Genomic DNA, 25,618 nt, shown 5'->3' on the forward strand with positions numbered 1-25,618 from the left:
AGTGAAGCGAAGAATCTCGCGTGCCAAAGTAAACCTGCTGTCAGGAGTTGCTTTGCACGCGAGATTCTTCGCTTCACTCAGAATGACGTTCTCTTTACCACCTCCCCGCTACTCCACTCGCACGTTGCCAAGTTGCTCGACGGCGGCCGTTAGCGTGTCGGCTAGGGCGAGGGCGAGGGGGCGTAGCTCGTCGTTGGGGGGCAGGGCGGCAGTTTCGGCGGGGCGGGAGAGGGGTTCGAGTATGCGCAAGGCCTCCTCGACGCCTACAATCCCCAATAGCTGCAACGACGGCCGCAGCTTGTGGATCAGGGTTCCTACGGCCAGCCAGTCGTGGCCAGTGGCGGCCTCGCGCAGCTGCACCATCATCAGGGGCGTGTGGGTACGAAACGAGCCGATGATTTTCTGCATGAAAATCGTGCTGCCGTGGGCCGTAGCGCGCAACCGTTCTAAATCGAAAAGCGCGTCGGGCATGGGCTCGGGCAGCAGCGGAGCGTCGCTAGTCTCAATGGCTGCGGCCGGGTCTTCTTTAGCTGCTGGCTTTGGGGGGGGCTGCACCTCCAGTTCGGCCACGGCTACGGGCCGCAGGTTGGCTTCGAGCTTGCGAAACAGGTCCTCCTCCTCAAACGGCTTCGACAGGTAATCGAGGCCGGCGGCGCGGTAGCTTTCGTTGTCGGAGCGCATCACGTTGGCCGTGAGGGCAATAATGGGCGTGTTGGCCCGGTGCGGGTCGGCGTGTAGGCGGAGCTGGCGGGCCACGTCGAGGCCACTCATGCCGGGCATCTGAATGTCCATCAGTACCACGTCGTAGAGGCGGGCATCGAGCTGGCGGAGGGCTTCCAGTCCGTCGGAGGCCACGTGCACTTCTACCTGCCAGCTTTCGAGAATAAGTACGGCCAACTGCTGATTTACCGGATGGTCTTCTACGAGCAGCACCCGCTTACCGAGCAGGCATTTGTAGTCGGGCAGGGGCGGGGGGGGGCTGGCCGGCCCGGTGGCTACGCCCTTAGGGAAGGTGAGGGCAAAGTAGAACGTGCTGCCCTGGTGCTCGGCGCTTTCTACCCACATGCGCCCGCCCATCTGCTCCACCAGCCGCCGGCTGATGGTCAGGCCCAGACCCGTGCCGCCGAAGCGCCGCGAAGTATCGGCGTAGGCCTGGGCAAAATGCTCAAAAATGGTTTCTTGCTTGTCGGGCGAAATGCCAATGCCCGTATCGCGCACGCAAAACTCCAGCGCCAGCTCGGTTTCCGTTTCGTGCAGCCGTCGCCCGCCCAGCTCCACGGTGCCGTGGCTGGTGAACTTAATGGCGTTACTGAGCAAGTTGAGTAGAATCTGGTTGAGCCGGCTGGGGTCGCCAACAACGGTGGAGTGACTCAATTCCAAGGGAGCGACGCGAAAGTCGATGCCCTTTTCTTCGGCCCGGTAAGCCAGGCTCTGCACACTTTCCTTTACCAGCTGGCACACGTCGAAGGGCACCTGCTCCATTTCGAGCTTGCCGGCTTCCATTTTGGCCACATCGAGCACATCGTTGATGACCGTGAGCAGGTGGCGGCCGGAGCTGCGCAGAATCCGCAGGTGCTCCTGCTGGGTTTCGGTGAGCGAAGTTTTGGCTAGCAGGCCGGCCATGCCCAGAATGCCGTTGATGGGCGTGCGGATTTCGTGGCTCATGTTGGCCAGGAAATTTTCTTTGGCCAGTACCGTGCTTTCGGCCTCTTCCTTGGCCCGAACCAGCTCCTGCTCGGCGAGCAGGCGCTCCGTTATTTCCTGGCCGTAGGCAATCACGTAGGGCTGTTCGCCGGGTTCCTCTACCCGGTAATTGTCATAGATGAGGTGATGAGGCCGGCCGTCGGGGCCGCTGAGCGTGAGCAGGCCCGTAAGCTGCTGCTGCTCGTGGGCCTGGTGCAGGTACTGGTCGAGGCGGCCGAGCAGGCTGGGCGCGAGCACCTGGTGCAGCGAACGGCCCACCAGCATCTCGGGCACTACGCCCACGAGCTGAGCTGCCGCCGGGTTCACCGACAGAATAGTGCCCTGCAAATCGTGGGTGCAAATCAGCGCCTGAGAGTACTCCATCAGGTCGCGGTACTGCTTGGTCGATTTTTCCAGCGTCTGGCGGGCATTTCTCATCTCCGTGATATCGGTGCTCACGCCCAGCACATTTATGCTGCCGTCGGCCCGGTGCAGGGGGCGCTTCACCGTCTGCAGCCACATGGTAGTGCCGTCGCGCAGGGTGTAGGTGGTTTCCTGCACCAGCTCCTGGCCCGTTTTAAGTACGTACTCGTCGGAGGTGATGAACTCGCGGGACTCGCGGGCCACCGCGCTGTTGGGGGCTACGGCTTCGCGGTGGTCACTGAGTTTGATTAGGTCGTCGAAAGCGCGGTTGCTAAACAACACCTTGCCCCTGCCATCAGTAGCCCAGATAATGCTGGGCGTGGTATCGACCACGGCCAGTACGAAGGCCTGGTTTTCCTGCAATTCGGCTTCGCGCTGGCGCAGGCGTTCCTCGGCGGCGTGGCGGTCTGTAATGTCGATGCCGTAGCCAATGACCATGCGTAAATCGCCGGCCGGGTTAAATACCGCCTGCATGTGTCGCAGGGCCAGTCGGGGCCCGTTGGGAGTCGTCATGGCCTCCTCCCAGGCCAGTACGGTACCCTGCCGAACGGCCTGCTCGAAGCGGGCGCGGCGGGTGCGGGCCTGCCGGTCGGAGCGGTTACGGTAGGCAGCGTACTCGAAATCGTCATGCCCGATAATCCACTGGCGCAACTCGGCGTTGCGAATGGCGGCCGGGTTGGCGAACCGGTAGCGGTGGTCGGCATCGAACACGGCCACGTCGGCGGGCAGTTGGTTGAGGACGGTTTCGTAGAACTCCTGCTGCTCGACCAGGCGCTGCTCGGCCTCCTTGAGGGGCGTTACGTCGGTGAAATATAAGTTGACGTACTGGTCGTCGATGAAAGGAACCACGGCCAGCTGAAAGCAACGGGTCCCGAAACCGACTTCGAGCTGGGTGAAGGTGCCAGCATCCAGGGCCGTCAGGGCCGCCTGATAGAGTTGGTTGGCCAATTCGGGCTCGTGGTCGGGCTGCAGGTATTCGCGGCGCAAATCATCGGCGGCGGGGTTGCTGTAGAGCAGGCGGCCATCGGCGTGCAGGCGCAGCACCAGGTTGGGGTTCTGCCCCGGAATCCGGGATAGTGAATGCAGGTACTGCTCGGCCCGGCGGGCCTGTGTAACGTCGCGGAATGAGAGCAGGTAGCCGGATTCTACCAGCTCATCCTGCCCGCTCAGCGGGATAAAGTCGAGTTCGAGTACTGTGCCGTCGGCCAGCTCCAAATCTTCGCCCAGTACGCGCTGGTCGGCCAGGCGGATGGTTTCGAGGCGCTGGCGGGTGAAATCGGGACGGGCGGAGTGGGCAATCAGGGCCTCCAGTACGGGCTGCACAGGCTGATCGAGCATACCCAGTGGGGTCATTTCGGTCAGCTCGAACAGGTCGCAGAACTCCTGGTTGAGCAGGGCCACCATGCCGTGCTGGTTGGCCACAAGCACAGCTACCCGCAGGTTCTGGGTAAGGCGGATGATACTGTCGGTGAGGCGACTAACGGTGCGCTGGGTGGAAACGATGTGGCGGCGCAGGGTCTGGACCTGCACCTCGACCGCCAGCCGGCTCTGGCGTTCCTGCGCCAGCTCGGCGGTCAGGCTTTCGATGGTGGGCCCGGAAGAAGTAAATGTGGCCATAACGGATACGTAGGAATCCTCCAAGATAGCGCAGAACGGCCGGGGATAAAAGCTCCAGCCTTAGCCCTTCTTTAGCTAACCGCTACGTAGGCGAGGGCTACACCCAAGCCCAATGCCAACCCGACCCACACCTGCGCCGGCGAATGGGCCTCCAGCGCCAGCCGGGCGCTGCCCACGGCCACGGCCGCCGCCGCCGCCCCGGCCAGCCAACCCGCCGCTGCTGGCCCCGCCGCCCCCCCTAGGTGCAGCAGCAGCAAAAGCCCAAATGCCCCGCCCATGCCTACGCCGTGGGCCGAAATCTTCCAGCGCAGGGTAATTACCAGCGTCAGTAGTACGGCCAGGGTCATGCCGACCATCATGTTGAAAAGCAGCACATCAAAAACCATCGGCCGGTGCAGCAGCCCGGCTGCTATGGCGAAACCGGTGGCGGCCAGCAGCAACGGCCAGGCGCGTTGCTCCCGCTGCCGCAGCTCCAGCGAATCGGCGTAGCCGAACTGCACCAGCAGGGCCGCTCCCAGGCCCGGCAGCCCCAGCGTGAAGCCTCCCACAATAGCCAGCACCAGCCAGCGGTCGGGCGCGGCAGGGTGCCCTACTACGCCCGGCAGCTGGTAGCAGACAATATAAAACAGGTAAAACGGCACTAGCAGCGGATGAAACACCACGGAGAGCACCGTTGCCAGAAAGCGGGACACGAAGCCGGGAATAAGGAAGCGAAGCTCCTCAAAGGTACGTTCGGCAACTCATTGCCCCCGTTGGCTCAGACAGCCCGGCCGCTCATGCCTGGCGCCGCCAACCGGTTAGCACCAACCGGCAGCCGTCCCGTGTGCCGCCCCGATTCCAGCTGCTTCCGAACCGGCTGGGTAGCGGCCCGCAACACGAGTGGCCCGCCGAGCAGCGTGAGCAGCAGCGTAGAAAGCGAAATCAGCAGAAACGTGCGAACCAACGACATGGGCGGGGCGAATAGATTAAAGGCGTTACCCCAGCATCTACGGGCGTTCTTTTTACTCCGGATTCCGGCCGGCCTCTCAGTTCGCCCAACGACAGCACCGCCCCCGCCAACGGTGCGTTTTACCCAGCCAAAACTGGGTGGCAGCTAGCCAGGCACCGCTCACGCGCTAAGCCTACGGGGCCTTCTGCCTGAGTCTTGAATAAAAAAAGGCCGTTGGGCTGAGCTGGTAAAACCAACTCAGCCCAACGGCCTATTCTCTCTTCTTGCATCAACCTTATAGCTCCTTGCGCAGGCGGGCCACCGGAATATTGAGCTGCTCGCGATACTTGGCAACTGTGCGGCGGGCAATGTTGTAGCCGCGGGCGTTGAGCATTTTTTCCAGCTTGTCGTCGGAAAGCGGCTTTTTCTTCTGCTCGCCCTCGATGATTTCCTTGAGGATATACTTCACCTCACGCGAGCTGGCATCCTCACCCGAGTCGGTGGCAATGCCTTCGGAGAAGAAGTACTTGAGCGGGTAAATGCCGAACTCCGTCTGCACGGCTTTCGAGTTGGCCACCCGGCTCACGGTGCTTATGTCCATGCTGATTTCCTGGGCAATGTCCTTCAGAATCATGGGGCGCAGCTTGCTTTCGTCGCCCTCCTCAAAAAAGTCGCGCTGGTAGCGCACAATGGCGTCCATGGTGCGCAGCAGCGTGTTCTGGCGCTGCCGGATGGCATCAATAAACCACTTGGCCGAGTCGAGCTTCTGCTTGACGAACGTCACGGCCTCCTTCATCTTCTTGTCCTTTTTCGAGGCTTTGTCGTAGGCCCGGAACATTTCGGTGTAGGCCGGCGACACGCGCAAATCGGGAGCATTGCGGGTGTTGAGCGTGAGGTTGAACTGGCCATTGTCGTGGCTGAGCAGGAAATCGGGGATGATGTACTGGATTTTGCCGCCGCCCACCGGCCCGCTGCCGCCGGGCTTGGGGTTGAGCTTGAGAATCAGGCCGATGGCTTCCTTCAACTCCTCGTCCTCCAAATCAAGCTTCTGCTGAATACGCTGGTAGTGCTTCTTGGTGAACTCCTCGTAGGTGTCGTTGAGAATACGCTCGGCGTTTTCCACCGCCTCATCCTGGGGGCGGCGCTCCAGTTGCAACAGCAGGCATTCGGGCAGGTCGCGGGCCCCAATGCCTGCCGGGTCGAAGGTCTGCACCACGTGCAGCACGCCTTCCACTTCAAGCACACTCACTTCCAGGTTTTGCGAGAAAGCCAGGTCGTTGGCAATAGCCGACAGGTCGCGGCGAATGTAGCCGTCGCCGTCGATGGAGCCGATGAGCTGGCGGCCGATGGTTTTCTGGCGCTCGTCGAGGCTCGAAAATCCCAGCTGGCTGAGCAGGTTATCCATGAGCGAGCCGCTGGTATCGGCCAGGGGCATTTCCCGGTCGTCCTCGTCTTCGCCGGGCCCGTCGCCCTGCATCTTGTAGCCCGCTATTTCGTCGTCGTTGAGGTAGTCGCTCAGGTCGAGGTCGTCGGATTCCGACGACGATTCGGGTACCTCGGGCGCTTCTTCCTTTACCGGCAACTCCATTTCGGGCTGCTCGTCGCTCTGCTCGCCGTCGTAATCCTCGTCGAGGGTGTTATCGGGGTTGTCGAGCTCGGCATCGGGGTCGTCGAAATCCTCGTCCGCGTCGTCGCCATCGAGGTCGTCAAACTCATCTTCCGGCTCTTCCTCGCCTTCTTCCAGGGCGGGGTTCACTTCCAGTTCTTCCTTGATGCGCGCCTCCAATTCGGCCGTCGGAATCTGGAGCAGCTTAATGAATTGAATCTGTTGGGGGCTCAGCTTCTGCGAGAGAAGCTGCTTCATGTCCAGTCGTTGCATACGCTAAAAAACGGTACGCCCCGCCGGGTTACGAAACGGGGAGGTAAAGCCAAATGTAGGCCTTTCTGTACTTGAGTTGAACCGAAAAAGTTGGGGTGGAGACCTAAGCACGGCCTCACTTCCGGGCTTACGTACGATTCATAATCGGCGGCCGGTTCTGGCTGAAGCCGCAGCGGCGCTTCGCCCGACATTTCTACCTTTACATTTCAAATACGTCTACTTCCATGTCTGACCTCCGAAAAACCAGCGTGCATGACCTGCTGCGCAGCACCGACCTCGACCGCGAGGTGCTGGTGAAAGGCTGGGTGCGCACCCGCCGCGGCAACAAATACGTGCAGTTCATCGCCCTCAACGACGGCTCGGGCTTCAACTCCATTCAGGTGGTGGCCAATGCCGAGCAGTTTCCGGAGGAGAAGCTGAAGGCCGACGGCGTGGAAAACGGGGCTGCCATTGCCGTGCGCGGCAAGCTGGTCGCCTCCCAGGGCAAGGGGCAGGCCGTAGAAATTCAGGCTGAGGAAATTACGGTCTACGGCTCGGCCGACCCCACCACATACCCGCTCCAGAAGAAGGGCCACTCGCTCGAATTCCTGCGCGAAATTGCCCACCTGCGCCCCCGCACCAACACGTTCGGGGCCATTCTGCGCATCCGGCACGCCATGGCCTTCGCCGTGCATCAGTACTTCAACGACCACGGCTTCTACTACGTGCACACGCCCGTCGTGACGGGTTCCGATGCCGAGGGCGCGGGCCAGATGTTCCGCGTAACCACGCTGCCCGACCAGAACCCACCCCTGACCGAGGACAAGTCGGGCGTGGATTACGCGCAGGATTTCTTCGGCAAGCAGACCAACCTCACCGTGTCGGGGCAGCTGGAGGCCGAGGTAGCCGCCATGGCCCTGGGCAAGGTCTACACGTTCGGGCCTACCTTCCGGGCCGAGAACTCCAACACCGCCCGCCACTTGGCCGAGTTCTGGATGATTGAGCCAGAAGTGGCCTTCAACGACCTCCAGGACAACATGGACCTGGCCGAGGACTTCCTCAAAAGCCTCGTGCGCTACGCCCTGGCCCACTGCGAAGACGACCTCCGATTCCTCAACGAGCAGTACGACAAGGAGCTGCTCACCCGCCTACAGTTCGTCGTCGATAATGACTTCCAGCGCCTGACCTACACGGAGGCCGTGGAAATCCTCAAGAAGGCCAAGCAGAAGTTCGAATTCCCCGTGGACTGGGGCACCGACCTGCAAAGCGAGCATGAGCGCTACCTGGTGGAGAAGCACTTCAAGAAGCCCGTCATCCTGACCGATTACCCAAAGGATATCAAGGCCTTCTACATGAAGCTCAACGACGACGACCAAACCGTACGGGCCATGGACGTGCTCTTCCCCGGCATCGGCGAAATCATCGGCGGCTCCCAGCGCGAAGAGGACCTCACGAAACTCAAGGCCCGCATGGCTGCCATGGACGTGCCCGAGCACGAGCTATGGTGGTACCTGGAGCTACGCCAGTACGGCACCGCGCCCCACGCCGGCTTCGGTCTGGGCTTCGAGCGCCTCATCCTCTTCATCACCGGCATGGCCAACATCCGCGACGTTATTCCCTTCCCCCGCTTCCCCGGCAGCGCAGCGTTTTAAGCACGGATTACCGCTGATTAGGCGTTGACTAGGCTAATTCTTACACAACGCCGCTCCTGTGAAGGGGCGGCCGTTGTAGCTGTTTACCTGCGGGAATGCCTCAGCAGAAATAGCGTAATTATTCCGTGTCCTTGACTGGCTGCTAGGGAGGTCATGCTAGCCTTTGTTTTATTATCGAGTGTATTCAGCTCAATTCTATCAGCAGTTATGTCCGATGGAAAAGCTAAAGAAGCGTCTTGGTCCGATTCAGTTAAAATATCGGCAAATACGCGCTGAGTCAATAGATACAAACTATCAGAAACTCGCGCTGAGAGAGTGTCAGTCGGTTTCTGAATTAGCTGACCGAACCTTTTTCGACCGTATGCCGACCATTGATAGCTCGTTGGTACTCCTCGTCTTGCTCGCACATTGACCAGCGTGGTAAAAGAGTCAGGGGTTGAGGTTAGGTGGTCCTCAGCCCATCGTGCTTGCTCCAACAGTTGGAGTTCATACAAATGCTTTCGGCTTTTTTGCTGCTCGTTACAGGCCGCAAGCGAAAGTAGCGTCATTATGGGTAGCTAGATATATTTCATGCGTGTTCGGACAGCCTGCCAGTAAAGTTGAGCAATCTATCAGATAACGCGTTTTGTCAGCAGTAATTCCGCAGTTCCTTATCGTCCACGGCCAGTAGGTTATCGAGGCGCAGCTCGAAGCCGTCGGCTAGGCGCAGGTATTCTACTTTGTCCTGAATGTATAGGTCCTGAATGGTGCCGTGATAAGTGCTGGGCGGCGTGTCGGGCTCGGTGCGGTAGGTGAGGGTGCAGGGCTGGCCGGTGGTGGCGCGGGCCTCCAATTCGTCGTAGAACGAGCAGCTAATGGGTTGATAGGGGGTGGCCATAGCGGTGGAAAAAGATGAAACGTACTCAGTGTACGCACCAACCGGCTGCCAGGATAACCGCTTGCCCGATCCGTCAGTTCTCCCGGCGCTGGCCGTTTACCGCTACCAGCCAATCAAGGCGCAGCTCGCAGCCCGGGGCCAGGCAGACATAATCTACCAGGCCGCGGCGGCGCAGGCCCTGCACCACGGCCCGTACGCTGAACTCGGCCGAGGTGCCGGGTGCGCGGTACACCAGTATGCAGCTGTGGCCCGGCTGCAGGCCGGCCCACAGAACCAGCGAAGCGGTTGAAACACCAGCAGGGGTAGAAATGGACATAGCTGACAGAACGGTTTGGGACAGAAAAGGATACATGGTACTATAAGAAGTTACGACTACCCCTAACAACCCGGTTTGGTTCCCCTGCGTTGTCAAAGCATCTTGCCGCGTTTATCCGCCCATGCTATGCCTGCCGAATTTGACCTCGCCCCCGCCGATGCCCTCGCCGAAGGCGAAATGCGCACCTATTCTACGCCCAACGCCGACGTGCTGCTGCTCCACCGCGAGGGCCAGTACTTGGCGCTGGCGGCCCACTGCCCCCACTACGGGGCTCCGCTCGAAAAAGGCCGTTTGGTAGGCGACCAGCTAATCTGCCCCTGGCACCACGCCTGCTTCCGCGTCACCGATGGCCATCTTTGCCAGCCCCCGGCCCTCGACGCGCTGCCCAGCTACCCGGTGCGCGTGGCCGAAGGTCGAGTTTGGGTGACGCTGCCCGCCAAACCAACTGCCGCCGCCGACAGCCCCGACGCCACGCCTACGGCGCTGGTGGGCGGGGTAGCGCCGGTCGTAAACAGTGCTGCGCCCGATCAGCGGACGTTTGTTATTGTGGGCGGTGGGGCGGCCGGGCAGTTTGCGGCCCAGACGCTACGAGCCGAGGGCTTTGGGGGCCGCCTTGTGCTGGTAACTGCCGAAGCCGCCCAGCCCTACGACCGCACCAAGCTCAGCAAGGCCTACCTGGCCGGAAAAGCCGACCAAAATGCGCTATCCCTGCGCAAAGCCGCTTTCTACGAGGAGCACCGCATCGAAGTCCTGACCGATACCCGCGCCACTGGCCTGAGTCTGACGGACCGCCAACTCAAGCTGACCGACCACGAACCACTGCACTACGATAAGCTGCTGCTCGCTCCCGGCAGTGAGCCCAACACGCTGCCCAAGCTGTCTGGCCACGACCTGCAAGGCGTACTGCCGCTGCGCTCGGCCCAGGATGCCGAAAACATCCGGCAGGCCGCCGCCGGTGCCCGGCACGTGGTCATCATCGGCAGCAGCTTTATCGGGATGGAAGCCGCCGCCAGCTTGGCGGCTGAAAACGAGGCTACGGATACCAAAGACCGGCGCATTACGGTAATAGCCCGCGAAAAGGAACCGTTTGAAAAGGTGTTGGGCGCAAAAATCGGGGCTATGTTCCGTAACCTGCACTGCCGCCACGGGGTCCGGTTCAAGCCCGAAGCCACCGTAGAAGCGCTGGAAGGCGAAAACGGCCGCGTAACGGCCGTGCGCCTAGCCTCGGGCCAGCGCCTACCCGCCGACGTGGTGGTGCTGGGCGTGGGCGTGCGGCCCGCTACCGGATTCCTGGAAGCAGCCTTCGAGCTGGAAAAGGACGGTGGCCTGCGCGTGGATGCTTACCTGCAGGCGGCCGAACACGTGTACGCCGCCGGCGACGTGGCCCGGTTCCCGCTGGCGGCCGGTGGGGGCCAGCACCGCATCGAGCACTGGCGGATGGCTCAGCAGCACGGGGCCTGCGCGGCCCGCAACATGCTGGGGCAGGAGCACCAGTTTGCGGAAGTGCCCTTCTTCTGGACCCAGCAGTACGGCAAAAGCCTGCGCTACGCGGGCCACGCCACCGAATGGGACGAAATCATCTTCCACGGCGATGTGCGCCGCCACGATTTTCTGGCCCTTTATGCCCACCGCAACCGCATAATAGCCGCCGCCGCCCTGGGCCGCGACGATGATATGATGGTGATTGAAGAGCTACTGCGAACCGACCAGATGCCGACTCCCACGGCCGCCCGCCGCCCAATAAAATGGGCTAAACGGCTACTCAAAGAGTAGGAATAAATCGGCTTCCTTCTAACACCAGAGAGGCCACTTCCGGTATCGGAAGTGGCCTCTCTGGTGTTGGATAAAAAGTAAGTCCGGCAGAAACCCGGAGTTGTTGGCTAGTGCTTGCCTTTGTGGCCCTTGCCTTTGTCGTGGTCTTTGTACTTGTCGTGGCCCTTGCCTTCGATACCGTACACGGGCTGTCCGGCGGGCACGGCGTACACTGTGCGGGCTTTCTTGGCCTGGCCGGGCGGCATGCCGTGCGGGTGGCCGCCCTTTGGGTATTTCACCTTGTGCTCCTGAATAAGCACCCAGGGTTGGGCGCCCACGTAGTTGATGACAACCGGGTGAAACGAGCTGGTAGAATAGCCGTTGATAACCTTCGCTTTTTTCCATTTGCCCTCCCGCAGAATGACGTACTGCTGGTCGCGCAAATCGTAGTAGCCGCCTACTTCCGGAATGTAATAATACTGCGTACCTGCCGGTACGGCCGGCCCCCAGGCGGGCGGATTGATGTTGATGATATTGACCTGAGCCTGGCTCGGGAGGCTAAAGCCAGTCAGGGCCGCCGTGAGCAGGCCAGCGAGGGTGATTTTGAAGAAAAGTGGCATGTGTGGTGAAGAGAGAGAAAAAGAAAAGATAAACCAGGAGGCGCTGTGGTCAGGGACATCAGCGCCGGCCGATTCGCAGTTGCCTGAGACATTTGCAAAAATGGAACCAATCCGGTAACCGGCTTTGCCAGTGCTGCAGTTAAGCAGTGGCCGCCATCCACTGCCGGAACGCCCGGGCAGCCGGATGATACTCGACCAGCAGGGCTACTGCTACGCCAAAGCAGGGCCCGGCGAAGAAGAGCATGCGGGAAATTTCGCCCGAAAGCAGCACGAACCCTCCCACGCAGGCTAGCACGGCCCCAGTGGCCGGGGGTAGCCGCGTCAGCCAACTGCGGCGGGCCACCCGTCCGCCCGCCAAGCCCAGCACGGGCAGCAGCGTGAAGAGCCCGAACACGGCCAGCACCGCACTCAGCCCCCGTACCGTAAGCAGCTGCCCGAGGGTATGTACCACGTGGTTGCGCAAGTGCGATGATACCACCGCGCTCATGTCGGTAAGCTGGTTGTGGGGCGGCAGCGGGTACCAGATATCCAGCTGATAATGCAGCAGCCAGAGCGCCGCGCCGGCCAGGCCCGCCGCCGCCAGCCGCCGGGGCCACGACAAAAAAGTGCCGTAGTACAGCGCCACCGGTAGCAGCAGTAGCAACTGCTCCTTAGCTAAGGGCGCCAGCACCATAGCCCACCACAGTAGCGTCCCGTGGCGGGAGGCCAGCGCATAGAACAGGGCCGCCAGTGCCAGCCAGGCCAGGCTATCGACCAGCGCCGAACCGGCCAGGTAGGTGGCCAGCCCGCTGCTGAGGACCACGACCGCCCCGCCCAGCGCGGCCCCAAAACTGGCCCCCACCGCGCGGGCCGTGCGGTAAACCAGCGTGCCGCCCAGCGCCAGCAGCAGGGTATTGAGCAGGTAGAAGGCAAACCCCAGGGCCGCCCCGGCTTCGCCCCCGAGTTGCCGCACGCTTTGCAGGCCCCAGGCCAGCGCCCCGGCCAGCAGCGGCACTACCACCCGGTAGCGGTGAAACGTGCTGACTTCGCCGATGCGCCCCTGGGCCAGTAACAGATAGGCGTGTTCGTCGCTGAAGCGGACGTGGTTGGTCAGCCACACGTAGCCGTTGCTGGCCAGTAGCGCCGTCAGGAGCAGGAAAACCAGGCAAGTAGCGGAACGCGGGCGCGACATGGCAGGGCAGCGGCAAAAGCCGGGCGGTGGTGAAAGGAGGCCGCAAGTTAGGCCGCCCAGATGGGGAAGTTGGCGGCCGAGGGCACAAACGAGCGACGGTAGTTGTTATCTGCCACCCGATAGTGCGGCCGAAGCCGGACCGGGGCTAAAGTCGCTGACCAGAAAGCTATTCACATTAGCCATCGGGCCGCGTTTTCCTTACTTTTGCAGACTTATCCGCTCCGCTGCCGCATGGCCAAAAAATCGACTGCCGCTTCCGCTTCTTCTCCTGCCACCAAAACGGCTAAAGCTGCCCCAGCCGACCGGCCAGCCAAATCCCAGTCTGCGGCCAAACCGGCCCGGGCCGGCAAAGCCCCGAAAGCTGCCCAGCCCGCCGAAACCGCCGTTTCGGTGGCTGCTGCTGTAGCCGATGGCAACGGACACCACAGCACGGCCGCCGTGCAGGCCGTGCCCCGCAGCGAGGTAGTGAGCGAAACCATTGTCGAAAACCGCACCGCTAGCAGCGGGCAGCTGCTTGGGCCGGCCGACCTGGAGGCACCTTACATCGAAGTGTACGGAGCCCGGGAGCACAACCTCAAGAACGTGTCGGTGAAGATTCCGCGGGGGCGGCTGGTGGTGTTTACCGGCATTTCGGGTTCGGGCAAATCGAGCCTGGCCTTCGATACGATTTATGCCGAGGGCCAGCGCCGCTACATGGAAACGTTTTCGGCCTACGCCCGCTCGTTTATGGGTGGGCTGGAGCGGCCCGATGTGGATAAAATCGAGGGGCTGTCGCCGGTTATCAGCATCGAGCAGAAAACCACCTCGCGCAACCCCCGCTCCACGGTCGGCACCATCACCGAGATTTACGACTTCCTGCGCCTGTTCTACGCCCGCACCGCCGAGGCGTTCAGCTACGCCACAGGCCAGAAAATGATCCGGCAGAGCGACGACCAGATCATCAACTACATTCTCAAGGAATACGACGGCCGCAAGCTGGTGGTGCTGGCCCCCGTCGTGAAGGGCCGCAAGGGCCACTACCGCGAACTGTTCCAGCAGGTGGCCAAGCTGGGCTTTACCAAGGTGCGGGTCGATGGCGAGCTGCTCGATCTGACGCCCAAAATGCAGGTCGACCGCTACAAAATTCACGACATCGAAATCGTGATTGATCGGCTAGTGGTGAAGGACGAGGACCGCTTCCGCCTCTCGGGCTCGGTGCAGAACGCGCTGGGCCAGGGCAAGGGCACAATGCTCGTGCTCGACCCCGACAGCAAGAAGAAGGGCGACAATACCCAGTTCTTCTCGCGCTTTCTGATGGACCCCGTGACCGGCATCGCCTACGACGACCCGGCCCCAAATACGTTCAGCTTCAACTCGCCCTACGGCGCCTGCCCCACCTGCAACGGCCTGGGCCAAGTGCAGGAAATAACCGAGGAAACGGTACTGCCCGATCCTAAGCTCAGCATTAGCCGCGGCGGCATTGCGCCGCTGGGCGAGTACCGCGACATCTGGATTTTCCAGCAGTTGGGCCTGATTCTCAAGAAAAATAAGGCCAGTCTGAGCACGCCCATCCAGAAGCTGCCCGCCGAGTTGGTGCAGCGCCTGCTCTACGGCATCTCCACCGACGAAGCCGACGACGCCGACCCTAAAAAGGCCAATTACACCGAGCCGTTTGAGGGCATTATTCCGTTCCTGCGCCGCCAGATGGACTCCGAGTCCGATACTATTCGGGAGTGGATTCAGCAGTACACCCAGGCCCAGGAATGCCCCGAATGCCACGGCTACCGGCTCAAGAAGGAAAGTCTGCACTTCAAAATCGATGGCAAGCATATCGGTGAGCTGTCGGTGATGGACCTCAACGATTTGGCCGACTGGTTCGTGGGCCTCGAAGACCGCCTTTCGGAGCGCCAGAACCTGATTGCCCGCGAGTTGCTCAAGGAAATCCGCAAGCGCATCGGTTTCCTGCTCGAAGTGGGCCTCGACTACCTCAACCTGCACCGCTCGGTACGCACGCTCAGCGGGGGCGAGAGCCAGCGCATCCGGCTGGCCACCCAAATTGGCACCCAGCTTGTGGGCGTACTCTACATCATGGACGAGCCCAGCATCGGCCTGCACCAGCGCGACAACGAGCGGCTCATCAAGGCGCTGCAACACCTGCGCGACTTGGGCAACTCGGTGATTGTGGTGGAGCACGACAAGGACATGATCATGCACGCCGACCACGTGCTCGATATCGGCCCCGGCGCGGGCATCCACGGCGGCCATATTGTGGCCGAGGGTACGCCCACCGAAATCTTCAGCTCCGGCTCGCTCACCTCGCAGTACCTAAGCGGCCAGAAGCACATCGAAATGCGCAAGAAGAAGCGCAAGGGCGAAGGCCACGAGCTGATATTGCGTGGAGCCAAGGGCCACAACCTCAAGAACGTGACGGCCAAGTTCCCACTGGGCAAGCTCGTGGCGGTTACCGGCGTGTCGGGCTCGGGCAAGTCGAGCCTGATTCACGACACGCTGTACCCGATTCTCAACCAGCACTTTTTCAAGGCCAAGCGCGAACCGCTGGCCTACGATAAAATAGAGGGCCTGGAGTTTATTGATAAGGTGATTGAGGTGGATCAGTCGCCGATTGGCCGCACTCCGCGCTCGAACCCGGCCACTTACACCGGCGTGTTCACCGAGATTCGGCAGCTGTTTTCCAATATGCCCGAGTCGAAAATCCGGGGCTACGGGCCGGGGCGCTTCTCGTTCAACGTGCGGGGCGGGCGCTGCGAAACCTGCGAGGGCGCTGGCATCCGCACCATCGAGATGAACTTCCTGCCCGACGTGCACGTGCCCTGCGAAACCTGCAAGGGCCGTCGTTACAACCGCGAAACCTTGGAAGTACGTTTCAAGGGCAAGTCCATCACCGACGTGCTCGACATGACGGTGGAAAAAGCCGTGGAGTTCTTCGAGTTCCAGCCCCGCATCCTGCGCAAAATTCAAACGCTGCACGAAGTGGGCCTCGGCTACCTCACCCTGGGCCAACAGGCCACCACGCTTTCGGGCGGCGAGGCCCAGCGCGTAAAGCTGGCCACTGAGCTCAGCAAGAAAGACACTGGCCAAACTTTCTATATCCTCGACGAGCCCACCACCGGGCTGCATTTCGAGGATATCAGCCACCTAGCCGATGTCCTTCAGAAGCTGGCCGATAAGGGCAATACTGTCCTCATTATCGAGCACAACCTCGACCTGATCAAAGTAGCGGATTACGTTATTGACATCGGTCCCGAGGGCGGGTCAGCCGGGGGCAGCATCGTGGCACAAGGCACGCCCGAAGCGGTGGCCAAAGCTGGACAGGGCCATACCGCCCGCTTTTTGGCCGAGGAACTGCGCACGAGCAAATACGCTGCAGCTGAGTAAGTACTCACCTTTATTAAAAATTTCCGGTGGCTAATATTTGATTAGCCACCGGAAATTTTCTAGTTTAAGGGCCTGTACTCCTCTCCCGCACCTTATGAAAGTTCTTGTGTTCCCAGTATTGCTGGCCATTGCGATTATGGTCGGTCCTCCTAAAATGGATGTTGCCCCAGTTGCTAAAACAGCAATTGCTCAGCCATCCTTGGTCTTAGAACGCCCTTCAGAAGCTACCCTGACGACGCCCAACCCGGCGGCACTAATGAAGAGCACGGCTGCAGCCCCTAAAAATCGCCTGACCGACGAAACAAATCCGCAGCCTAAAAGCAGCACCGCGCGTCGTTAGATGACCTTACCTGGGGCCTTGGCTACGGCGGTAAACTGCTGGCAGTAGCCTAATTGCGCCAACAAAAAAACCACCGGCCCTGCGAGCTGGTGTTTTTTTGTTGGTATTGTGGTAGTGCTGAAACGTAGGTGCCGAGAAGCCTTACATGGTCATGGCTCCGGGCAGTTTCTTAGCCATACTCAGGTGTTCCTGAATGGTTGGCAGCGTCTTGCTGGCAAAAGCCTTCACGGCGGCATCCTGGCCATTCTGAATTTCGCTCTGGAACATGTCCACCGTATTCTGGTGGTCGGTTACCATCTGCTGGGCGTATTTCTGGGCCAACTGCTCACCACTCAGGTTTTGCATCTGTTCCTGAAGGGCCTTGTGCTCGGCGTCCATATCGGCGGGTAACAGTACGCTTTTACTGTCGGCAATGGACTTTAGCTCGTTACCGGCCTTGGTATGGTCGGTAATCATCATGTTGGCGAAGTCCTTGGTCGCGCCGGTTGCGCCTTTATCGAGGGCTACCTGGCTGAGGCCCATTTCGTTGTGGCCGCCAGTCGCCACCATTTTCATGAACTCGTCGTCGGTCATCATCGTCGAGGTGGCGGCCGTGCCACCGGCACCCATTGTATCGGTAGCCACACCGTCGTTCATCGCCATGTCGGTACTGGCAGTGCTCGTGTCGGTGGTAGGGTTGCAGGCGGTAATGGTCAGCAGAGCGCCAGCGCAAAGCGCGGCCGTGAATGTAAGTTTCATAGCAAGGTTGGGTTAGGCTGAGAGAATAACAGGAAAACGAGGTAACCTACCTGTTCATGCTCGAATCGGCCGCCATGGCGGAGTCGGCATCAACGGTTACGGTGGGGCCGGCACTGTTGTCGATAACTACGGCATCGGCTTTTACGCCGCCCTCATCGGTGGCTTGGCTCATGTCGCTCACGGCTTCGCCGGTCGTACCATCAGTTTTTTCACTGTTGCAGCTGGCCAGCAGCAAACTGGTTCCGAGGACGAGAAAAGGAAGGAAACGGGTTTTCATAAAGTAGGTCAGAAAAAGTAGGTGATAACCAGGGCTTCGAGCTAACTGGTGCGGAAAGAAAATTAAGGGTTGAGCTTATCGTGCAGTACTTCAGTCGCCCGCTTTAGGTCTTGGAGAGATGCAAGCTGCCGGGAGGCCATGGCCCGGATTTCGGCGTTGTAGGCGTCAGAGGTCATATCGTCGGTGGCATCCAGGTCCTGATCGACTACGCTTTGGAGCAACGCGGCATATTTCTGGTCGAAGGCTGCGTTGTTGAGGGCCGTGAGCTCGCCAACTTGCTCGGCTTGCTTTTCGCCGAGGCCGGTAGGCAGCACTACACCCTTTTGTTGGGCCAGGTTCTTGATGTCGTTCAACATGCTGGTGGCTTGGTTGATGACATTCTGGGCCGCGTAACGAGCATCGGCTGAAGCGGCCTTGCGCTGCGCTATCTGGCTGATTTCCAATAATTCCATCTTGCGGCTGGCCGTCTCAACCATGTATTCCGCATCTTGAATCTGGCGCTTGGTGACATTTTCGGAACCGATGCGCTTTTCGTTCTGGAATTTGGCCTCAAAAATCGGGTCTTTGTTGCTTTCACCTCCCGAGCAGGCTCCCAGCCAAGGCAGTAGTAGGAGGGCACAAATGCGTCCGGAAATAGGCATAAGATCAGGGAATTGAGGGCGAAGGGAATGTGCTAAGGCTATACGCGGAGCCGGAAACCGGGTTGGTTTTTGAGTTCGTAAAAAAAAAGTTCCCCAGTGGGTTAAACTTTCACCTGCCCCAGTATTCCAACCCCCGAAAACCGGTTTCACTTCTCTTACTGCTTCCCCATCTCATCCCTCTTTACCATGAAACGCACCGCGCTCCGCAACCTGAGTTTCGCCGCCCTGGCGGGTTCCGCCCTCGTCTTCGCCTCCTGCGACAAAAGCAACGACGCCCCGGCTACTACCCCCGATATAGCCGTGTCGGCCGAAGACCAGGGCCTGGCCGAAGATGAAACCGCTGCCGTGGCCGACCTCGTAGACGCTGCTGCCCCCACCGATGTTGCTGTATCAGGGAGCCCCGCCGCCGCCGATGCCGACGATCTGAGCCGGGTGGCCGGCCGCTGCGTCACGCGCACCTACGACGCCCCCACCCGCACCCTCACCCTCGACTTCGGCACGGTCAACTGCATGGGTCCTAATGGCGTGGCCCGGCGCGGCAAAATCGTAACCGTGTTCAGCGGCCCGTACCGCCAGACCGGAGCTACCAAAACCATCACGCTGGTTGATTATTACCGCAACGATAACCGCCACACCGGAACCCGCCTGCTCACCAACCTAGGCGCCGGCTCCTGGAGCCTCGACGTGCAAAACGCCAGCATCACGACGCCCGCCGGTACGCATTCGTGGGCGGCCCAGCGCACCTACACCCGCACCGCCGGCCTCAATACCCGCACCATCGCCGACGACGAATATAGCATCACTGGCCAGGCTAGCGGCACCAACCGCAAGGGTGCCGGCTACACGGCCACCATCGGGCAGCCGCTTCTCAAGAAGTTCCAGCCTGGCTGCGCCCGTACCTTCGTGGCCGGCACCGTCAAAATCGTAACCAGCAAGCAGAAGGAGTTGCTCCTTAACTACGACCCCACCGGCACCCAGGCCTGCGACAACATTGCCTCCATCACTGTCAACGGCGTCACGCGCACCATCCGCGTCGGCCGAGGTCTGTAACTGGTCCGCAGTGCAACAACAGCAGTTAAAAAAGGCGGCCTCCCACTCGGGAAGCCGTCTTTTTTTGGCTACTTGGCTATAGATGAATCCCCAACTTATTTGCCTTCGAACTGGGGCTTGCGCTTTTCCAAGAAGGCCTGTACGCCTTCGCGATAGTCGTCCGATTCGCCGGCTATCTGCTGGCAGTGCGCCTCGTAATCGAGCATTTCATCGAGGGTGGCAGCCCCCGCCTTATTGAGCATCTGCTTGATGAGGCCAATGGATTTGGTGGGCGCGGCAGCGTAACGGGCAGCCAGGCCATAGGCAGCTTCGTCGAGCTGGTCGGGAGCTACCACTTGGTTCACAAGGCCCAAGCGTAAGGCCTCTTCGGCCGTTACTTTCGAGCCTAGCGTACACAGCTCGAAGGCCTTGAGCGTGCCCACCAGCCGGGGCAGAAACCACGATGAACCCGAATCGGGTACCAGCCCGATGTTGATGAACACTTCAATTAGCGAGGCCTCCGACGAAGCCACGATGGCGTCGCAGGCCAGGGCCAGCGAGCAGCCCGCGCCGGCGGCCACCCCGTTGAGGCGGGCAATAAGGGGCTTAGGCAGCGCCCGCATAGCCCGGATAATGGGATTATAGCGCTGGTGCAGCGAGTCGTAGAAGGAGCGGGGTTGGCCCTCGGCGGCTTCGGCCTCCTTGGCCGCCTTCAAATCCTGGCCCGAGCAAAAGGCCCGGCCCGCGCCCGTTAGTACCACGGCCCGCACCTGAGCATCGCGCGATACCTGCTTCAGGGCATCCTGGAGCTCGTAGCTCTGGGCGTCGTTGAAGGCGTTAAATACGTCGGGGCGGTTGAGCGTGATGGTGGCCACGCCATCGGGGCGCACCTCGTAGAGCAAGCAGGAATAGGTAGGCATCGGTGAATCAGTGAATGAGTGACTTGGTGAATGAGTGACTGAGTAATTGAGTGACTCAGTGAAGCGTTAACAAAGAACGTCATTCGCTCATTCACCGAGTTACTCATTCACCGGGTCACGCATTGCCCGCAACAGCGCTTCGGCCACGAATAGGTCTTCGGGAGTCGTTATTTTGAGGTTGCGGTAGTCGCCTTCCACCAACGTAATGGCGTGCAGGTCTTCAACTACGCTGGCATCGTCGGTGAACGTGGAGAGTTCCGGGAGCTGGTAGGCCCGGCGCAGCAGGTCCAGATCGAAGCACTGCGGGGTTTGCACGAGACGCAGGCGGGCGCGATTGAGGGCGTAGCTGCCCTGCTGGCTGAGGTTGCGCACAGAATCTTTCGGCACTACGGCGGCCACCGCCGCGCCGTGGTTGTGGGCGGCCTGGTAAGTAGCCTCAATCACGGTGCGGGGCGTGAGCGGGCGCACGCCGTCGTGTACCGCCACCACGCCGCTTGCGTGCCTAGCCAATTGGGCCAGCCCCGCCCGCACCGAGGCCCAGCGCGTGGCCCCGCCCGCTACCACGGTGTGCGGACCAACTTGGTGTTGCGCGCAAATAGCCGCCCACACCGCCAACTGCTCGGCTGGCAGTACCACCACCAACTCCTGCACGCCCAACTCCGGATCGGTAAACCGGCGTAGCGTATGCACCAGCACCGGCTCGCCGGCCAGGTCGAGAAACTGCTTGGGCCGGTCGGCTCCCATACGCGTCCCGCTGCCGCCTGCCACGATAATGGCGTAGCGGGGTGTGGCTAGGGCTCTAGGTGGGGGGCTTGAGGCTTCAGATGGGTTCATGGCAACGGCGTAGGAGTGCAAATAAGGCAATCGAAACAAAAAACGCCGGCTGCTACTCGTGAAAGTAGCAGCCGGCGCAACCTGTTTCAAACAGAAGACCAAAGACCTTAGATGATCAGCATAGCGTCGCCGTAGCTGAAAAACTTGTACTTCTCCTTGATAGCCAGCTTGTAGGCTTCAATCAGCAAATCGTGACCGGCGAAGGCTGAAGCCATCATCATCAGCGTGCTTTCCGGGGTGTGGAAGTTGGTGAGCAGCGCGTTGGCGATTTTGAAGTCGTAGGGCGGGAAGATAAACCGGTCGGTCCAGCCTTCGTTGGCTTTGAGGCGCACGTGGGCCGAAACCGACGATTCCATGGCCCGCATGGAAGTAGTGCCGATGGCGCACACGCGCTTGTTGGCATCAAGGGCCTTATTAACCACCACAGCCGTGGCGGCGGGCACCATGAAATTCTCCGAGTCCATCTTGTGCTTGGTCAGGTCCTCCACATCTACGGTGCGGAAGGTGCCCAAGCCCACGTGCAGCGTCACGGGTGCTACGTCGATGCCCTTGATTTCCAGGCGCTTCATCACTTCTTTGGTGAAGTGCAGGCCGGCTGAAGGAGCGGCCACGGCCCCGATGTTCTGGGCGTAAATCGTCTGGTATCGCTCCTTGTCGGCCGCCTCCGTATCGCGGGGGATGAACTCCTTCGGAATCGGGGTTTCGCCGAGGCTGTAAAGGGCCTTGTAGAAATCCTCGTCCGGGCCGTCGTACAGGAACTTAATGGTCCGGCCGCGCGAAGTCGTGTTATCAATAACCTCGGCCACCATATCCGACTCGCCGAAGTAGAGCTTATTGCCCACCCGGATTTTGCGGGCCGGATCGACGAGCACATCCCAGAGGTGAATTTCGGTGTTCAGCTCGCGGAGCAGAAATACTTCAATCTGGGCTCCGGTCTTCTCCTTATTGCCAAACAAGCGGGCCGGAAATACCTTTGTATCGTTGACCACGAACACGTCGCCTTCGTCGAAATACTCCAGAATATCTTTAAAAGAGCGGTGCTCAATCTTGCCACTGTCGCGGTGCAGGACCATCAGGCGCGATTCGTCCCGGTTTTTGGCGGGGTGTTGAGCCACCAGATTTTCAGGCAATTCAAATTTGAACTCGGAAAGCTTCATGGGCTTGGACAGGGCAATAGTTGGGGAACCTAGTAAAAAAATCGAGCCGCGAAAGTACGGAGCTTTGCTGGAATAATCGTTAATTTTCGCCCGAAAACTATTTATTGCCCGCGTTCTGCTCTTACCTGAAGCCCGCTTATAAATGAAAGCTATCCGCCTGACCTTTGAGAGCTTCCTGTTCGCCTGGCAGGCGTTGCGCGGCAACTTGCTGCGCACTATCCTTTCGCTACTGGGCGTTACGGTCGGTATTTTTGCCATCATCGCCGTGTTTACGGTCGTCGATTCGCTGGAGAAGAACATCCGCAGCAGCATGAGCTTCGTGGGCGACAAGGTGATTTACGTGGACAAGTGGCCTTGGGTATTCGGCGGCGACTTTCCGTGGTGGAAGTATTTCAACCGGCCCGTGCCCAGCGTGCGCGAGTACCGGCAACTGCAAAAGCAGCTCGGCCCCAACAATGCTGGCCTGGCCATCTTCGCCAGCAAATCGGGCAACACCTTCAAGGCCGGCTCCAACAGCATCTCCGACGCCGTGCTGCAGGGTGTGAGCTACGAGTACCGCAAAATCTCGGACGTACCCGTGGCGCAGGGTCGTTATTTTACCACCCAGGAAGTGGAAAGTGCCCGTAACGTGGCCATTATCGGGGCCGACGTGGCCAGTGCTCTGTTCCCCAACGGCTCGGCCCTGGGCCAGGAGTTCAAGGCCCGCGGCCGGCGCTTCACGGTGGTGGGGGTGATGGAGAAGGCCGGCAAAAGCCTGCTCGAAATCAAGAGCAACGATACCAATTGCCTGATTCCGTTCGGAGCCTTCTCCAAGCTTTTTACCATCAACCCGGGCAGCGGCACCGGCGTGTCGGCCACTATCGGCATCAAAGGTCTCGATACCGACCCCGGCCTGCTCGACCTCGAATATGAAGTGAAAGGCCTGATGCGCAACGTGCGAGGCCTGCGGCCCCGCGAAGAGGATAACTTCGCTCTCAATCGTCCCGAAATGCTAGCCAATGCCATTTCCGGGCTGTTTTCGGTGCTGGGCGTGGCGGGTGGTGTTATCGGCTCGTTTGCCATGCTGGTGGGCGGTTTCGGCATTGCCAACATCATGTTCGTCTCGGTAAAGGAACGCACCAACATCATCGGCATCCAGAAGTCGTTGGGGGCCAAGAACTATTTTATTCTGTTCCAGTTTCTGTTCGAGGCCGTGTTCCTGTGCCTGTTGGGCGGGGCGGCCGGAATTCTGCTGGTGTACCTGATTACACTGCTGCCCCAGGATTCGCTCCCGCTATTTCTGTCGGCGGCCAACATCTCGCTGGGCCTCACCGTTTCGGTCGTTATTGGGGTGCTGGCGGGCATTGTGCCGGCCGTACTGGCCTCCAACCTCGACCCCGTTATCGCCATCCGGGCGAAATAGCTGGGTGGGTCCGATAGCTTTTTTTGATTGCCTCGTAGGATAGCTGAATGTTAACAAATTGTTAACTTGCGATTCGCTATCTGGGGTCGCCTCTCTTCCGTGAGGCGGCTTTCTTTTTGCTATTTTCTTACCATGTACCCCGGTGCGGACTGTTCCCACCCTGGCGCGCTTGCTTGAGCCGCCGGGTCGGTTCGCGCCCATTTTTCACCCGCAGCTCCTATGTCGAAGCTCAAAAAAAACAGCAGAACCAAGGCCTCTGATGAGGCTTTGAACGCCGGTAGCGGCCAGACTATCGTGCAACCCAACGTCAATGACAACAAGGTGAAAACCATCAGCGACATTCGGGAGCAGACCCACGGTGAGCGGACCGTGCAGGTCGATGACGAGCAGCGCATCCGCCGGGCTTTCGTAGATAAAGACTGGAACGAAATCAAGATTGCCGACTCCTGGCAGATTTTTAAGGTGATGGCCGAGTTCGTAGAGGGCTTCGAGAAGATGTCCAAAATCGGCCCCTGCGTATCCATTTTCGGTTCGGCCCGCACCAAGGCCGACAACCCGTACTATAAAATGGCCGAGGAAATTGCGGCCAAGCTGGTGCGCCACGGTTACGGCGTTATCACGGGCGGCGGCCCCGGCATTATGGAGGCCGGCAACAAGGGCGCCCACTCCGAGGGCGGCAAGTCGGTGGGCCTGAACATTGAACTGCCCTTCGAGCAGTTCAACAACATCTACATCGACCCCGACAAAATCATCAACTTCGACTACTTTTTCGTCCGGAAGGTGATGTTCGTGAAGTACGCCCAGGGCTTCATCGGGATGCCCGGCGGCTTTGGTACGCTCGATGAGCTGTTCGAGGCCATTACGCTCATTCAGACCAAGAAAATCGGCCGCTTCCCCATCGTGCTAGTGGGGACCAAGTATTGGCAGGGTATGTTCGACTGGATCAAGCAGGTGATGCTGGAGGACGAGCACAACATCTCGCCCGAGGATATGGACTTGGTGCAGCTGGTGGACACGGCGGAAGACGCAGTGAAAATCATCGACGACTTCTACAACAAGTACCTGCTGTCGCCCAACTTCTAGGGCGGCGCCACTTGCAGGCATTACCCAAAAAGCCGGCCCGCAGGGGCCGGCTTTTTGCTGGTTGAGCTTGTGGCCCGGAGCCGGAGTGGCTACTTTAACTTTTCAAGCAGTGGCAGCTACTCTCGGCTCACGATGGCGGGTGGCACAGCTAGTTTTCATTAAATCATTCCCCAGTGAGTACAACCAAACACGTGTATGTAGTGCCTCGTTGGGCCGGTTCCGCTCAGGACGATTGGTACCTGTGGCTGAAACGCCAGTTGGAAGCAGCTTCGAATAGCAAGGTTCGGTATGAAGTACATTTGCTGACCATGCCCGCCTGGGACCTGCCGACCATTGAGCAGGCCAACCGCTACCTGGCCGAAGTGCTGCCGCCCGCGCAACTGAACGAAGATTTATATCTGGTGGGCCACAGTGTGGGCTGCCTGGCCATTCTGCACTATTTAGCCCAGGTGGCGGCCCAGCACCCTGCCAATGTACCCCAAGTGGGCGGCGTGTTGTGCGTGGCCGGGTGGTTTTCGGTGGATAGCCCGTGGCAGGACATTCTGAACTGGATTCATGCGCCCATCGATTATGAGGCCGCTCGCCGCCTGATTCCGGGCAACAAGCTGACCGTGCTGCTCTCCGACGATGACCCCTACACCTCCGGTTTCCAGGAAAACGAGCAGCTATGGGTGGAACGCCTGAACTCCAACGTGAGCATTCTGCCCGGCCGCCAGCACTTCAGCTCCCAGCTCGACGCCGATATTCTGGATGCCATCCGCGACTTGGCCGAAACCGCTACCCAGCATGCCGTAGCGGGCTAACTGGCCCGCTGGTTGGGTATCGGCATTGCGCCTAGCGGTTGTTTCGCCCTGCACCACATGCCTGGGGCGCTGGCTTTTTATGCGCGGCCGGGCCGGGTTGGGTGATGGCCGGTACCGGTATT

General features: G+C 60.2%; 22 protein-coding genes. 8 read left to right on the plus strand and 14 right to left on the minus strand.

From position 1 onward, the window contains the following. Positions 1-108: 108 nt before the first annotated feature. The 4 genes from CDA63_RS02615 to rpoN all read right to left on the minus strand — a co-directional run bounded on the left by CDA63_RS02615 (position 109) and on the right by rpoN (position 6,530). The gene (locus tag CDA63_RS02615) at positions 109-3,723 is read right to left on the minus strand and encodes a PAS domain S-box protein (RefSeq protein WP_088462893.1); all 3,615 of its coding nucleotides are present in this window, start codon (positions 3,721-3,723) and stop codon (positions 109-111) included. Positions 3,724-3,794: 71 nt separating this feature from the next. Then, on the minus strand, positions 3,795-4,415 hold the full coding sequence (locus CDA63_RS02620) for a hypothetical protein (RefSeq protein ID WP_088462894.1): 621 nt from the start codon (positions 4,413-4,415) through the stop codon (positions 3,795-3,797). A gap of 65 nt (positions 4,416-4,480) precedes the next feature. Continuing rightward, the gene (locus CDA63_RS02625; protein ID WP_088462895.1) at positions 4,481-4,672 is read right to left on the minus strand and encodes a hypothetical protein; all 192 of its coding nucleotides are present in this window, start codon (positions 4,670-4,672) and stop codon (positions 4,481-4,483) included. A gap of 274 nt (positions 4,673-4,946) precedes the next feature. Continuing rightward, positions 4,947-6,530 carry an RNA polymerase factor sigma-54 gene (rpoN, locus tag CDA63_RS02630; protein WP_242434520.1) on the minus strand — a complete coding sequence of 528 codons (1,584 nt, stop codon included), beginning with the start codon at positions 6,528-6,530 and terminating at the stop codon, positions 4,947-4,949. A gap of 224 nt (positions 6,531-6,754) precedes the next feature. On the opposite strand from rpoN, the gene asnS reads away from it, so the two are divergent. After that, complete coding sequence (gene asnS, locus CDA63_RS02635) at positions 6,755-8,161, plus strand: asparagine--tRNA ligase (RefSeq protein ID WP_088462897.1); 1,407 nt, start codon at positions 6,755-6,757, stop codon at positions 8,159-8,161. A 628-nt stretch (positions 8,162-8,789) separates the two neighbouring features. On the opposite strand, the gene CDA63_RS20740 is transcribed toward asnS, so the two are convergent. Together CDA63_RS20740 and CDA63_RS02650 are read right to left on the minus strand one after the other, a co-directional pair. Then, a complete protein-coding gene (locus CDA63_RS20740; protein ID WP_088462899.1) occupies positions 8,790-9,038 on the minus strand; it encodes a hypothetical protein in 249 nt (82 codons plus the stop codon). A 73-nt stretch (positions 9,039-9,111) separates the two neighbouring features. Beyond that, the gene (locus CDA63_RS02650) at positions 9,112-9,354 is read right to left on the minus strand and encodes a hypothetical protein (RefSeq protein WP_088462900.1); all 243 of its coding nucleotides are present in this window, start codon (positions 9,352-9,354) and stop codon (positions 9,112-9,114) included. A gap of 126 nt (positions 9,355-9,480) precedes the next feature. Here CDA63_RS02650 and CDA63_RS02655 point away from each other — a divergent pair, with 126 nt between their 5' ends. Continuing rightward, positions 9,481-11,127, plus strand: coding sequence for an FAD-dependent oxidoreductase (locus tag CDA63_RS02655; RefSeq protein ID WP_088462901.1), 1,647 nt, complete (start codon positions 9,481-9,483; stop codon positions 11,125-11,127). 107 nt (positions 11,128-11,234) lie between these two features. Here CDA63_RS02655 and CDA63_RS02660 read toward each other — a convergent pair whose 3' ends face one another. Both CDA63_RS02660 and CDA63_RS02665 read right to left on the minus strand, forming a co-directional pair. Then, positions 11,235-11,726 (minus strand): hypothetical protein, encoded by a 492-nt coding sequence (locus CDA63_RS02660; protein WP_088462902.1) that lies wholly within the window; start codon positions 11,724-11,726, stop codon positions 11,235-11,237. A 139-nt stretch (positions 11,727-11,865) separates the two neighbouring features. Beyond that, positions 11,866-12,897, minus strand: coding sequence for a hypothetical protein (locus tag CDA63_RS02665; RefSeq protein ID WP_088462903.1), 1,032 nt, complete (start codon positions 12,895-12,897; stop codon positions 11,866-11,868). Between the two features lie 231 nt (positions 12,898-13,128). On the opposite strand from CDA63_RS02665, the gene uvrA reads away from it, so the two are divergent. Together uvrA and CDA63_RS20275 are read left to right on the plus strand one after the other, a co-directional pair. Further along, entirely contained in the window at positions 13,129-16,272 is a 3,144-nt protein-coding gene (gene uvrA / locus CDA63_RS02670; protein WP_088462904.1) for an excinuclease ABC subunit UvrA, read from the plus strand. Positions 16,273-16,366: 94 nt separating this feature from the next. Then, positions 16,367-16,612, plus strand: coding sequence for a hypothetical protein (locus CDA63_RS20275; RefSeq protein ID WP_126546700.1), 246 nt, complete (start codon positions 16,367-16,369; stop codon positions 16,610-16,612). 141 nt (positions 16,613-16,753) lie between these two features. Here the strand turns inward: CDA63_RS20275 and CDA63_RS02675 are convergent, their stop codons facing one another. The 3 genes from CDA63_RS02675 to CDA63_RS02685 form a co-directional block, all read right to left on the minus strand. After that, on the minus strand, positions 16,754-17,350 hold the full coding sequence (locus CDA63_RS02675; RefSeq protein ID WP_088462905.1) for a DUF4142 domain-containing protein: 597 nt from the start codon (positions 17,348-17,350) through the stop codon (positions 16,754-16,756). 46 nt (positions 17,351-17,396) lie between these two features. After that, positions 17,397-17,627 carry a hypothetical protein gene (locus tag CDA63_RS02680; RefSeq protein ID WP_088462906.1) on the minus strand — a complete coding sequence of 77 codons (231 nt, stop codon included), beginning with the start codon at positions 17,625-17,627 and terminating at the stop codon, positions 17,397-17,399. 62 nt (positions 17,628-17,689) lie between these two features. Beyond that, on the minus strand, positions 17,690-18,268 hold the full coding sequence (locus tag CDA63_RS02685) for a DUF4142 domain-containing protein (RefSeq protein ID WP_088462907.1): 579 nt from the start codon (positions 18,266-18,268) through the stop codon (positions 17,690-17,692). Positions 18,269-18,454: 186 nt separating this feature from the next. Between CDA63_RS02685 and CDA63_RS02690 the strand changes: the two genes are divergently transcribed. Then, complete coding sequence (locus CDA63_RS02690; protein WP_088462908.1) at positions 18,455-19,318, plus strand: hypothetical protein; 864 nt, start codon at positions 18,455-18,457, stop codon at positions 19,316-19,318. Between the two features lie 95 nt (positions 19,319-19,413). On the opposite strand, the gene CDA63_RS02695 is transcribed toward CDA63_RS02690, so the two are convergent. The 3 genes from CDA63_RS02695 to queA all read right to left on the minus strand — a co-directional run bounded on the left by CDA63_RS02695 (position 19,414) and on the right by queA (position 22,208). Then, positions 19,414-20,217 (minus strand): enoyl-CoA hydratase-related protein, encoded by an 804-nt coding sequence (locus tag CDA63_RS02695; protein WP_088462909.1) that lies wholly within the window; start codon positions 20,215-20,217, stop codon positions 19,414-19,416. Between the two features lie 99 nt (positions 20,218-20,316). Further along, positions 20,317-21,051 carry a 2-C-methyl-D-erythritol 4-phosphate cytidylyltransferase gene (locus CDA63_RS02700; protein ID WP_088463001.1) on the minus strand — a complete coding sequence of 245 codons (735 nt, stop codon included), beginning with the start codon at positions 21,049-21,051 and terminating at the stop codon, positions 20,317-20,319. Between the two features lie 107 nt (positions 21,052-21,158). Continuing rightward, positions 21,159-22,208 (minus strand): tRNA preQ1(34) S-adenosylmethionine ribosyltransferase-isomerase QueA, encoded by a 1,050-nt coding sequence (gene queA, locus CDA63_RS02705; RefSeq protein ID WP_088462910.1) that lies wholly within the window; start codon positions 22,206-22,208, stop codon positions 21,159-21,161. A gap of 142 nt (positions 22,209-22,350) precedes the next feature. On the opposite strand from queA, the gene CDA63_RS02710 reads away from it, so the two are divergent. From CDA63_RS02710 to CDA63_RS02720, 3 genes are all read left to right on the plus strand, one after another. Continuing rightward, positions 22,351-23,610 carry an ABC transporter permease gene (locus tag CDA63_RS02710; protein ID WP_088462911.1) on the plus strand — a complete coding sequence of 420 codons (1,260 nt, stop codon included), beginning with the start codon at positions 22,351-22,353 and terminating at the stop codon, positions 23,608-23,610. A gap of 219 nt (positions 23,611-23,829) precedes the next feature. Then, positions 23,830-24,693, plus strand: a complete 864-nt coding sequence (locus CDA63_RS02715; RefSeq protein ID WP_088462912.1) for an LOG family protein — start codon at positions 23,830-23,832, stop codon at positions 24,691-24,693. A gap of 200 nt (positions 24,694-24,893) precedes the next feature. Next, positions 24,894-25,496, plus strand: coding sequence for an RBBP9/YdeN family alpha/beta hydrolase (locus CDA63_RS02720; RefSeq protein ID WP_242434528.1), 603 nt, complete (start codon positions 24,894-24,896; stop codon positions 25,494-25,496). Positions 25,497-25,618 lie beyond the last annotated feature (122 nt).

Origin of the sequence: Hymenobacter amundsenii, from assembly GCF_002204745.1 — a bacterium.
GTDB lineage: Bacteria > Bacteroidota > Bacteroidia > Cytophagales > Hymenobacteraceae > Hymenobacter > Hymenobacter amundsenii.